Source organism: Halorubrum aethiopicum, assembly GCF_001542905.1.
Classification (GTDB): domain Archaea; phylum Halobacteriota; class Halobacteria; order Halobacteriales; family Haloferacaceae; genus Halorubrum; species Halorubrum aethiopicum.
The window spans coordinates 409943-420946 of sequence record NZ_LOAJ01000001.1 but is presented as its reverse complement, the minus strand read 5'-3'; the positions used below and the strand labels follow the sequence as shown (position 1 = coordinate 420946).

Below are 11004 nucleotides of genomic sequence, written 5' to 3'. Positions count from 1 at the left end.
CACCTGGGTCTCACTCGGCGGTCATGTCGAACGGCGGCTCCGCCTCCGGCGGCAGCGGCGTCTCGTACGGCTCGCCGCCGGTCGCCGCCTCGAACTCCTCGCGCGCGGCCGCGAGCGTCTCCGGGTCGGTCATGAGGTCGTGTGCCGCCCCGGCGAGCACCTTCGCGGCGAAGAGCATCCCCTTCTTCCCGAAGTCGCCGTTGGCGGCGACGACCTGCCAGGAGTGGCCCGGCGCGCCGACCGGCCAGGTCGCCGCGTTGAACTGCCCGGTGGGCGCGATGTAGCTCACGTCGCCGACCTCGGTCGACCCGCCGGAGACCTCGTCCTCGTTGAACGGCGGAACCGGCTCCGGATACAGCGCGTGCGGCTCGACCGTCTCGCGGAGGTCCTCGGGGAGGTCCTCGAGACGCGACTCGCGGTTGCTCTCGGAGACCGTCTCGAGCAGCTCGCGGGCGAACTCGCGGTCCTCGTCGTCGTACTCGATCGGTCCCACGGCCTCCATGTTCTCCCAGATGACGTCCGTGACGGGACCGTTCGCGAGGTAGTCGTGACAGCCGGAGAGGAACCGCTCTTCGACCGTCGTCTGCGTCATCGTCGCCGCGCCCTGCGCGATGTCGCGCAGCCAGTCGGTGTTGCGCTCGACCTCCTCGCGGCTCGGCGCGCGCACGAAGTACCACACCGACGCCTCGGCGGGCACGACGTTCGGGGCGTCGCCGCCGTCCGGGATCGAGTAGTGGAGCCGGGCGTCGTCGGAGATATGCTCGCGCATGAACTCGACGCCGACGTTGGTGAGCTCGACCGCGTCGAGCGCGCTCCGACCGGAGTCCGGCGAGCCGCCGGCGTGGGCGGCCTCGCCCTCGAACTCGAAGAGAAGCGAGTTGAGCGCGTTCGAGCTGCCCACCCGCGGCGTGTTCAGGTCGCCGGGGTGCCAGGTCAACGCGGCGTCGAGGTCGTCGAAGACGCCCGCGCGGGCCATGTACGTCTTCCCGACGAGCGTCTCCTCGGCGGGACAGCCGTAGTAGCGGATCGTCCCGGCGAGGTCGCCGTCCGCGATCGCCCGCTTCACGGCGACCGCGGCCCCGAGCGTCGCGGTGCCGAAGAGGTTGTGGCCGCAGCCGTGGCCCGGCCCGCCCCGCTCTATCGGCGAGCGCTCGGCTTTCACCTCCTGTGAGAGGCCGGGGAGCGCGTCGTACTCGCCCAAGATGCCGATCGTCGGGTCGCCCTCGCCGTAGGTCGCGACGAACGCGGTCGGCATCCCGGCGACGCCCATGTCGACCTCGAACCCCTCCTCGCGCAGCGTCGTCGCGAGCGCCTCCGCCGACTCGTGTTCGTGGAGGCCCAGTTCGGGGGTCTCCCAGAGCCGCTCGGCGAGGTCGTACAGCAGTTCCCGCTCCGATTCGACCGTCTCGTACACCGTCTTCGCGCTCATCGTGGTGGCTCGTCCAACACGGGCGGCGTCATTGAACCTATCCCCCGCGGCGGTTGAGGGGACCGTTCGGGACCGGGCCGGGCCGGGTCGGGCCGGATCGGGAGTCGCCCTGGGCCGGATCGGGAGTCGCGCCGGGCCGGACCCGCGACTCACGCCAGCGCCGCCGCGGCGACCGCCATCCCGGCGAGCGCGGCCGGCGGGATCGTGAGATTGTCGTCGAGGACGACCCCGTAGACGATCGGCGGGATGCCGTCGGCGATCGTGGCGGGCACCGCGCCGGCGACCGCGACCGCGACGCCGACCGTCGGGCCGAACGCGGGCACCGTGAACGGGAGCGTCACCGCGAGGGAGACGGCGAACATCACGGCCCACACGAGGGGGCGTTTCGCCTCCCGCGGGCCGTTCTCGCCGAGCGCGCCGCTTATGGGGTCGCCGACGGAGAGCATCCACATCGTCGGGACCGCGAGCGTCGGCGTCGCGACCGGCGTGGTCGCGACGAGCGCGACCGCCGCGGTGCTGACCTGATACAGCGCGTAGCCGGCGACCGCGTCCGTCTCGTACTCGCGGGTCAGCGCGCGGTACACCGCGTGGTCGAGCCCGACGACGATCCGGAGGAACTCCAGGATGGCGACGACGACGACGCTGGCGACGAGCAGCGCGGCGGTCTCCGCCCACGAGATCCACCCGAGCAGGTACGGGACGGGATAGAGGGTGCCGCTCGCGTGGACCAGTCGCCGCTCGAACTCCACGCGCTCGCGCCACGTCGCCGCCGGAAGCGTCACGGTCAGTTCTCGGTCGTCTCGACGTCCGTCTCCACGACCTCGTACCGGTCGAGCAGGTCCGCGAACGCCCCGCCGGAGCGGAGCGCCGCCAGCTCGTCGGCCAGCTCCGCGACCGGAACCCGGACCTGCGCCGCCGAGTCGCGTTCGCGGACCGTGACGGTCTCGGGACCCTCGCCCTCGATCCCGTCGCGGTCGACGGTCACGCAGAACGGGGTGCCGACCTCGTCCTGCCGGCGATACCGCCGCCCGATCGAGCCGGAGTCGTCGTACGCGACCGCCAGCCCCGCCGCGCGGAGGTCGGCCGCGACCCGATCCGCGAGGTCGGTGAGTCGGTCGTCGTTCGTCACGAGCGGGAAGACGGCCGCGTCCCGCGGGGCGATCTCGGGGGCCAAAGCGAGGTACGTCCGCTCCTCGCCGTCGACCTCGTCGGTCTCGTAGGCGTGGGCCAAGAGCGTCTGGACGGTCCGGCCGACGCCGAAGGAGGGCTCGACGACGTGCGGCGTGACGTGCTCGCCGTTCTCCGTGACCTCCTCGACCGAGAAGTTCGCCACGTCCGCGTCGACCTCGACCTCACGGGTCCCGCCGCTGCCGTCCTCGTCACCGTCGCCGCCGTCCCCACCATCGCCGTCGATCTCGACGGTCACGGCGTCCGCCTCGAAGGCGTCGGGGTCGCGCTCCGCGAGCGTCTCCAGCGCCTCCGCGACCGCCGCGGCGTCGCCGCCGAACTCGGGACCGAGCACGGACATGTCGGGGTCGACGGTCGCGCGCTCGACCGTCCTCGGCTCGTCGTACCGCTTGAAGACGGTGAAGGCGTCGTCGCCGTACTCGTCGTGTTTCGAGAGGTCGTAGTCGCCGCGGTAGGCGAAGCCGGCGATCTCGATCCAGTCGCCGTCGACCTCGCTCTCGGCGTCCCAGCAGTCGGCGGCGTAGTGGGCTCGCTCGCCGGCGAGGTGTTGGCGGAAGCGGAACCGGTCCATGTCGACGCCGACGCGCTCGTACCACTCCTGGGCGATCCCGAGGTAGTAGCCGACCCACGGCGACCCGATGATCCCCGCCTCGACCGCCTCGCCGACCGTGGTGTCGAGGTACTCGCCCTCGTCGTCTGCCTGTTCGGTCGCGGGGTAGAGCCGGACCGCGACGTCCGCGACCCGGTCGAGCGGCGGCTCGTCGGCCTCGGGGTCGATGAACTGCTCGAGTTCCGCCTGCGTGAACTCCCGGAGCCGGAGGAGGCCGCCCCGCGGGGAGATCTCGTTGCGGTAGGCGGGGCCGATCTGGGTGATGCCGAACGGGAGATTGCCGCGGGCGTACTCCTTCAGCCGGGGAAACTCGACGAAGATCCCCTGGGCGGTCTCCGGGCGAAGGTAGCCGGGGTGGCCGTCGCCCGGCCCGATCGAGGTCGCGAACATGAGGTTGAAGTCCTCGACGTCGCGGCCCGCGAGCGGCGATCCGCAGGAGGGACAGGCGATCCCGTGGTCGCGGATCAGTTCCTCGACCGCCTCGCCCGGCAGCGCCTCGGCGTCCTCGATGTCGGCGGCGTCCTCGACGAGGTGGTCCGCCCGGTGGGACTCGCCGCACTCGCCGCACTCGACGAGCATGTCGTCGAACCCCTCGAGGTGGCCGGACGCCTCGAAGACCGCCTCGGGCATCACGGTCGGGGCCTCGATCTCGCGGTTCCCCTCCTGGAGCGTGAACCGGTCGCGCCAGGCGTCCTCGAGGTTGCGCTTGAGCGCCGCGCCCTGCGGGCCGAACGTGTAGAACCCCGCGGTGCCGCCGTACGCGCCGTTCGCGCCGAAGAAGAACCCGCGGCGCTTCGCGAGCTCGACGAGGTCCGCGCCGGCCATCAGATACCCTCCAGGAGGTCGATGTCCCGGACGACGCCGGACAGCTCCGTCCCGTTCACGAGCGGCACCTGCTCGACGTCGTTGGAGATCAGCTCCTTCGCCACCTCGCGCGCGGTCCGCGTGCCGGCCACGGTGACGACCTCGCTCGTCATGAAGTGGCGGGTCGCGCCCGCCGGGATCTCGACGTTTCGGGTCGGGAGGTAGCGCGCTCCCGTCGCCTTGATCCCCTCCCAGGACCACTCGGAGTCCTGCTCGGCGATCGAGTCGCCCGTGCTCGCCTCGCCCTCGACGACCCGCGCGACCTCGAGCACGTCGACCTCGGTCAGGATCCCCGCCATCTCGGCGTCGTCGTCGAGGACGACCGCGTACGGGACGCCGGCGAGGCCGATCTCGCGTTCCGCGACCGGCAGCGGCGTCTCCACGTGGGTGGCGTTGACCTCGCGGGTGGCGAGCTCGCCCACCGCGCGGTCGCCGGCGACCTCGCCGCGCGCGATCGCCCGCACCACGTCCGTGACGGTCAGTATCCCGACCAGCTCGTCGCCGTCGACGACGGGGAGCCGCCGGGAGCGCTCCGCCACCATCGTCTCGGCGGCCGCCTCGATCGTCGCGTCCGCGCTCGTCGCGGGCACCTCGCGCATCAACAGCGCGAGCTGGTCCTCGTCCGGCTGGTCGATGAGGTCGTCCCGGGAGACGAGCCCGCGGTACACCTCCTCGCCGTCGACGTCCTTGACGACGGGGACCGAGGAGAAGCCGTACTCCTGGAGGTACTCCAACACGTCGTTCCGGCTCCCGGGGATCTCGACGACGACGAGGTCGGCCCGCGGCGTCATGGCGTCTGCTACGTTCATGCCCCGTCTTTCAGCGTCGCTCCTCTTGTATCCCCCGAAGGGCGGCCGCAGCCCGGATCGACGACGCGCTGCGTCCCGCCGGCTCTTCCACGCTCCGCCGTGTCCGCCGCCCCCGTCGCACCCCGTCGGTACGCCGCGTCTCGCCCCGGTGTCGTCGGATCGACATCGATCGGTCGCCTGCGGCGTCGATCCCGGCACGAATCCCCGCGTTTTCCGGCGAATTTCAGTTCCCGGTTCGCAACCCTTTTAACTGTCTGTGAACTAATCACAATCATGTCACGGAGTTCCACTCCCTGGGACGACCCGGACCCCGACCGCCGGCGGACCGCGCTGCCGACGGACGCGGAGGCGACGGCTCCCTCGTCGACCGACGTGATGGCGTCGATCGACTCCTCGTCGTCGCGACCGGAACTCGTGATCGCCGACGTCTCCCGGGAGAACGCGTGGCTCTCCGTCGACGAGCAGAACGCGACCGTCCTCGAGGAGTGGTGCTGACTCCCGACTGACCGCCCGGACCCCGACTTCTCACCTCGTTCGATCGGGCTCGCTCACTCGCTCCGGAGCCCCCGCCCCGCCTCCCACGCCCGGATCACGGACGCCAGCGTCCGGCACGTCGGCACCGGAACCTCCCGTCGCGCGGCGCGCTCGAGGACGGCCCCGTAGATCGCCTCGACCTCGGTCCGCCGGCCCGCCGCGACGTCCTCGCACATCGACGAGCGGTTCGCGGCCGTGTCGCGGGCGACCGCCTCGAGCGCCTCGACCGCCGCGGACTCCGTCAGGTCGACCCCCTCGGCGCGGGCGACGCGGGCGACCTCGCGTGCCGCCTCGCGAGCGACGCCCCCCGCCGGCCCCTCGACCGCCTCCCCGTTCGCGATCCGCGCGAGCGCGGAGGGGCCGTTGATCCCGGCGTTGACCGCGAGCTTCTCGTAGCGACGCCGGGGCATGTCGTCGGCGGCGGTCGCCTCGATCCCGGCGTCGACGAAGGCGCTCGCGACGCGCTCCGCGAGCGCGCTCCGCCTCCCGGCGAGCGACCCGACGACGACCTCGCCGACGCCCGTACACCGTACCCGACCGGGCTCGAGGAGGCGCGCGCCGTAGCTCGCCGTCCCCGCGAGGACGGTACACTCGAGCGCCGCGACGAGCCGCTCCTCCGTGAGTCCGTTCTGGAGCGAGCAGACCGCGTCGTACTCGCCGGTCGCGAGCGCCCGCGCCGCCGCGTCGGTGTCGTACGCCTTCGTCGTCACGAGCGCGAGGTCCGCGGAGCGGTGCCGGCCGTCGGTCACCGCCCGCGGCCGGACGTGCGCCTCGACCGCGCCCTCGATCCGCAGCCCGTCCTCGCGGACCCGCCGCACGTGCGGGTTCCGCCCCACGAGCGTCACGTCGTGGGCGCGCGCCAACAGCCCGCCGACGAGGCTCCCCAGCGCGCCCGCGCCGTGGACGAGGACCTCCATGCGTGGCCGAACGACCCGCCGGCGAAAAGGGGTGTCGGTGGCGTGAGTCGCTCCCGACTCACCCCTTCAGCCCGCTCCCGGTCAGCGGGACGACGACCTCCTCGTCGTCGTCGATGGCCCCCGAGGAACGAAGGTCGCGGAGGGCGGCCGGCGCGACCGCACACGTCGGCTCGGTGTAGAAGCCGGCGGCGTGGAGCCGGTCGAGCTCCCGATCGCCGGCCGCGCCGGTGACCGCGACCGCGTCGCCGCCGGTCTCGCGGATCGCCTCGAGGATCTCCTCCCGACGGACGGGTTCCGCGATCCGGATCCCGTCCGCCGCCTCGTTGCGTTTCCCGTCCGGATCGGCCGCCTCGGGGCCGTGAAGCTCCCGGACGATCGGCGCGGTCCCCGCCGCCTGCGCGCCGTAGAGCCGCGGCACCTCGTCGATCCACCCGGCCTCCCGAAGCCGGCGGAACCCGCGGTACGCGCCGAGAAAGAGGGTGCCGTGGCCGAGCGGGGTCACGACCGCGTCGGGCGCGTCCCAGTCGCGCTGGCGGGCGATCTCGTAGGCGACGGTGGCGGTCCCCTCGAAGAAGGCGGGGCTCCAGGCGTGGCTCGCGTACCAGGCGGGACCGGTTCCGGAGCCGTCGGGACTGTCGGGGTCATCGGGGTCACCTCCGCCCTCGACGGCCGCGACGCACGCGTCGGTCACGTCCGCCCGCGACCCCTCCACCCGGACCGGCGTCGCGCCGGCCCGGCGGATCGCCCGGAGCTTCGCCGCCTTCACGTCGGCGGGGACGTACACCTCGGCGTCGATCCCCGCACGGGCGGCGTACGTCGCGATCGCGGCCCCGGCGTTGCCCGAGGAGTCCTCGACGACGCGGTCGACGCCGAGCTCGCGGGCGCGCGTGAGCGTCGTCGTCGCCCCGCGGTCCTTGAACGACCCCGTCGGGAAGACGTACTCGAGTTTGAACTCGGCGTTCCAGGGGTCGGCGGGCGCGTCGCCCGCGCCGCTCGCGGTTCCGTCCGCGTCGACGAGCGGCGTCGACCCCTCGCCGAGCGTCACGCGGTCGGCCGGGTCGTCGCCGACCGCGAGGAAGTCCTCGAAGGCCCACAGCCCGGGCCGCGCGTCGAACGCGCCCGGGTCCGGCGGTCCGCGCTCCGGAGTCGGCGACCCGTTGTCCGGGGTCGGCGACCCGTCCGGGACCGGCGGCTCCGTGAACTCGAGAGGGCTGCCGCAGGTACAGCGCCACCGGTCCGGAAACGCCGCCCCGCAGTCGGGACACGCCAGGGGTCGGGGCGTGTCATCGGCCCGGTCGGCTCCCGTCATCAGTAGCGGTCGACGTTGGTGCCGACCGAGCAGACGTACTCGCCGGCGGCGACCTGCGGGAGCCGTCGAGTCCGCCAGAACACCCCGTCGGCGTCGGCGGTCACGCGCCCCTTCCGCTCGCCGAACACGTCGGTCACCTCGAAGAGCGTCTCGCCCGCGGACACCCGGTCGCCGAGCTCGGCCTCGAACCGGACGAGCCCGCCGGCGGGCGAGCCGTACTGGTCGAACCCCCGAGCCCTGACCTGCTCTTCGACCTCGACGTCCCCGTCGAGGAAGCCGTAGTGACGGAGCACGTTGAAGATCCCCTCGACGCCGTACCGGATCGACTCCTCGTCCCACCCGACGCAGCCGCCGAGTTCGGGGTCTATCGTCGGGATCCCCTGGTCGGGCCCGGCCCGCGCGAGCTGGCCGTCCGGGCCCTTGATGTCGAGGACGTGTCCGCAGCCGAACACCTTCGCCAGCTCGAGACAGTCCCCGTGGAGGTGGTGTCTGATCCCGCACCGGACCCGCGTCTCGTTTATCATGCGGCTCGTCGAGCCCTGGTGGAGGTCGACGATCAGGTCGGCGCGTTTCGCCTCGTCGAAGGTCGCGTGGGCGATCCGCTCGCTCGTCGTGCCGTCCGCGTCGCCGGGATAGCCGCGGTTCATCTTCCGGTCGTCGATCGGGTTCCGGTGTTCGGCCACCTGAAACGCGAAGTAGTTGACGACCCCGACGACGAGAACCGCGCCCGACAGCTCCGCCGGGTCGACGCGGGGGACGAACCGGTTCACCACGCCCAACCCGTTGAGCTCGTCGCCGTCGCTGACCGCCTGTACGTAGAGGGTCTTCCCCTCCGTCGACCCGTTGATGACGGCGACGGGTAGCCGGACCGGGCTCCCGTCCCGCGTCTCGCCCACCTCGAGACGGCCGGTGTCCGCCTCGCCCGGGGACGCTCGCGCCGTACCCAGCGTGATCATTACGCGGACGTGGGTCGGCGACCCCTTTATCCGTTCGGTCGGCGGCGGTTTCCGCCCGCCGGCGGCGAGAGACGGCCGACGGCGGTTTCCGCCTGCTGGCGGCGGGCGACGAACCGACGGCGAACCCCACGGACCGGATCCGGCGGACGACGCGACACAAGGTTTACACCCGCTTCCGCCGAACGGACGGTAGCCAGCGCCGTCTCGACGGTAGACCGCGGCCCACCGCAGATGAGCATCGACATCGACCCGTTGTGTGACGCGCCCGGTCTCACGGTCACGGACCACATCGAGAACACGCAGTTCGAACTCTACACCGACCGGCAGGTCACCCCCCGGCCGTCCGCGGTCGAGGACCACTACTTCCCGGTCGACGCGAGCGTGACCGTCGAGACCGGCTCGATAGAGATCCCCCGGATCGCGGTGGTCGAGACCCGGTCCAGCGACGGAACGCTTCTCGCCCGCGGGGACGACCTCGAGATGCCGGCCGGCGAGTACCACCTCGGGATCAATCCCGCCCCGACGAAGCTGTATCTGTACTTCGAGTCCGGCTTCACGGTCGCGACGACGGACCGAACGACTCGGATCGACCTCGAGGGATCCACGGCCGTGACGCTCGGATTCCGGTCGCTCCACCAGCGACCGGCGGGCACGATCACGACGCCGACGGACCCCGAGCCGCTGATGGAGGCGGTTTCACACCTGGGATCGGCGCTCCAGACGACGAGCCCGGAGCGCTCCTTCCCGACGCTGCGCGGCCACCCGCCCCTCGTCGAGCCGGGCGACGAGTTCACGGTCCCGAAGCGGATCGAACGGCCGGAAACCGGCGTGCGGATCGTCGTCCCCCCCACCTACCGGGCGCTGTATCCCGTCGTCCCGCTCGCGTACTACTTCGCGGCCGAGGTGGTTCCGGGATCCGTCGCCCGCATCGAGGGCGACGGCTGGGAGCACTCGCTCGAGCCCGACGTGGAACGACGGGCCGCGGAGGTGCTCCGGCAGTCGTTCCACTTCGACTGTATCGCCCGAACGGAGGGGTTCTATCCGGTCGATCTCCACGAGCGCGAGACGACGGCGGTCGACCTCGACTGGGCCGCACTCTACGAGGCCCCGCTCGCCGAGCGGCTCGGGACGTATCTCGAGGTGCCGTTCGACCGGATCGAGTCGGAGCTCCCCCAGTGGACGCTCACCACCGACGTGCGGCCGGATCCGGGCAACGTCGAGGCGCTCCCGTTCGTGGCCGGAGAGCTCTCCATCGTCCGGTCGCCGGAGACGGCCACGCCGGCCGACACCGGCCCCGGCGGCGGGATCGGGTTCCTCCGCGCGCCGGAGCCGGAGCCGGGGACGCTCGTCCGCGGCGGGACGGGCGTCGACGGGGGGGCCGCCGGAGCCGCGGACGCCCCCGGCGTCTCCGATCCTCGCGGCGCGGACCCCCGCGGAACCGACGCCCCGAGCGAGGCCGGGGGCGCGCTCGGCTCCGCCGACTTCGTTCGGCCCGAGCCGGTCGAGACGGTCGAGCACGCCTGGGTCGGCGACGGGGTCCCCCTCGACGCCAACAAGGCGACGCTCGACGCCTACCGCCGGCGGCTGGAGACGGAGAGCGTCGAGCAGTCGCGCATCTCGGTGCTCGTCGTCTGTAACGACGAGCAGATGCGCGAGGAGGGGAAGGTCTCGGACCTCTACGGGCTCCGCGACATGGTCCAGTTCGACATCGAGGTGCGCCACGACCTCACCCGCGCGGAGATGCGGGAGGTCCTCGCCTCGGACGTGGACTTCCTCCACTACATCGGCCACGTCGACGACCGGGGCATGCAGTGTACCGACGACTACCTCGATCTCACCCAGGAGAGCCTCCGGGTCGACGTCAGCGCGTTCCTCCTCAACGCCTGTCAGTCCTACGAGCAGGGCGAGGCGCTGATCCACCGCGGGAGCCGCGGCGGGATCGTCACGCTCAGCGACGTCGCGAACTCGCCGGCGACGAAGCTCGGTCGGATCGTCGCCCGGCTGATGAACAGCGGGTTCAACCTCCGGACCGCCCTCCACGTCTCGAAACGCGAGCTTCTCACCGGCCACCAGTACATCGTCGTCGGCGACGGGGCGACCACGATCTGTCAGAGCCGCAGCGGGATCGCGGCTGTCATCGACATCGACTCGAACGGCTCCGCGTGGAACTTCACGATGTCGGCGTACCCCAACGGACCGTACGGGCTGGGTACGATGTACAGCCCGACGATCGAGGGCGTCTCGGACAACTACACGGTACCGACTGACGCGAGAATAGGGGGAATCAGTTCCGAGCAGCTCAACGGCCTACTCCAACTCGAAACGCTCCCCGTGTTCTACGACGGTGAACTCCACTGGAGCGACGAACTGCTGCCGCTCTGATCGGTC

9 protein-coding genes are annotated in these 11004 nt (G+C 72.1%); 2 read left to right on the top strand and 7 right to left on the bottom strand.

Features of this window, described 5'->3' with window-relative positions:
* Positions 1-10: 10 nt before the first annotated feature.
* The 4 genes from AXA68_RS02080 to AXA68_RS02065 form a co-directional block, all read right to left on the bottom strand.
* Positions 11-1429, bottom strand: a complete 1419-nt coding sequence (locus AXA68_RS02080; protein ID WP_066412158.1) for an amidohydrolase — start codon at positions 1427-1429, stop codon at positions 11-13.
* A 149-nt stretch (positions 1430-1578) separates the two neighbouring features.
* Complete coding sequence (locus AXA68_RS02075; protein ID WP_066412156.1) at positions 1579-2211, bottom strand: dolichol kinase; 633 nt, start codon at positions 2209-2211, stop codon at positions 1579-1581.
* A 2-nt stretch (positions 2212-2213) separates the two neighbouring features.
* Positions 2214-4052, bottom strand: a complete 1839-nt coding sequence (gene glyS, locus AXA68_RS02070) for a glycine--tRNA ligase (protein WP_066412153.1) — start codon at positions 4050-4052, stop codon at positions 2214-2216.
* The gene (locus tag AXA68_RS02065) at positions 4052-4900 is read right to left on the bottom strand and encodes a CBS domain-containing protein (protein ID WP_066412148.1); all 849 of its coding nucleotides are present in this window, start codon (positions 4898-4900) and stop codon (positions 4052-4054) included. The genes glyS and AXA68_RS02065 overlap by 1 nt, the downstream gene beginning before the upstream one ends.
* Before the next feature lie 273 nt (positions 4901-5173).
* Here AXA68_RS02065 and AXA68_RS02060 point away from each other — a divergent pair, with 273 nt between their 5' ends.
* Entirely contained in the window at positions 5174-5395 is a 222-nt protein-coding gene (locus tag AXA68_RS02060; protein ID WP_066412146.1) for a DUF7556 family protein, read from the top strand.
* A gap of 53 nt (positions 5396-5448) precedes the next feature.
* On the opposite strand, the gene AXA68_RS02055 is transcribed toward AXA68_RS02060, so the two are convergent.
* From AXA68_RS02055 to AXA68_RS02045, 3 genes are read right to left on the bottom strand one after another with little or no spacing between them, the layout of a single operon-like run.
* Complete coding sequence (locus tag AXA68_RS02055) at positions 5449-6351, bottom strand: ketopantoate reductase family protein (RefSeq protein WP_066412144.1); 903 nt, start codon at positions 6349-6351, stop codon at positions 5449-5451.
* A 58-nt stretch (positions 6352-6409) separates the two neighbouring features.
* Entirely contained in the window at positions 6410-7660 is a 1251-nt protein-coding gene (locus AXA68_RS02050; RefSeq protein WP_066412142.1) for a threonine synthase, read from the bottom strand.
* Complete coding sequence (locus AXA68_RS02045) at positions 7660-8616, bottom strand: succinylglutamate desuccinylase/aspartoacylase family protein (RefSeq protein WP_066412140.1); 957 nt, start codon at positions 8614-8616, stop codon at positions 7660-7662. Before AXA68_RS02045 ends, AXA68_RS02050 begins: the two co-directional genes overlap by 1 nt.
* 231 nt (positions 8617-8847) lie before the next feature.
* Between AXA68_RS02045 and AXA68_RS02040 the strand changes: the two genes are divergently transcribed.
* Positions 8848-10998, top strand: a complete 2151-nt coding sequence (locus AXA68_RS02040) for a caspase family protein (RefSeq protein WP_066412139.1) — start codon at positions 8848-8850, stop codon at positions 10996-10998.
* The last annotated feature ends 6 nt before the right edge of the window (positions 10999-11004 follow it).

What these genes read in the sequence shown, in the direction of transcription:
- AXA68_RS02080 (WP_066412158.1), bottom strand. Translation starts at nt 1,429, where the DNA reads ATGAGCGCGAAGACGGTGTACGAGACGGTCGAATCGGAGCGGGAACTG.
- glyS (WP_066412153.1), bottom strand. Translation starts at nt 4,052, where the DNA reads ATGGCCGGCGCGGACCTCGTCGAGCTCGCGAAGCGCCGCGGGTTCTTC.
- AXA68_RS02065 (WP_066412148.1), bottom strand. Translation starts at nt 4,900, where the DNA reads ATGAACGTAGCAGACGCCATGACGCCGCGGGCCGACCTCGTCGTCGTC.
- AXA68_RS02060 (WP_066412146.1), top strand. Translation starts at nt 5,174, where the DNA reads ATGTCACGGAGTTCCACTCCCTGGGACGACCCGGACCCCGACCGCCGG.
- AXA68_RS02055 (WP_066412144.1), bottom strand. Translation starts at nt 6,351, where the DNA reads ATGGAGGTCCTCGTCCACGGCGCGGGCGCGCTGGGGAGCCTCGTCGGC.
- AXA68_RS02050 (WP_066412142.1), bottom strand. Translation starts at nt 7,660, where the DNA reads ATGACGGGAGCCGACCGGGCCGATGACACGCCCCGACCCCTGGCGTGT.
- AXA68_RS02045 (WP_066412140.1), bottom strand. Translation starts at nt 8,616, where the DNA reads ATGATCACGCTGGGTACGGCGCGAGCGTCCCCGGGCGAGGCGGACACC.
- AXA68_RS02040 (WP_066412139.1), top strand. Translation starts at nt 8,848, where the DNA reads ATGAGCATCGACATCGACCCGTTGTGTGACGCGCCCGGTCTCACGGTC.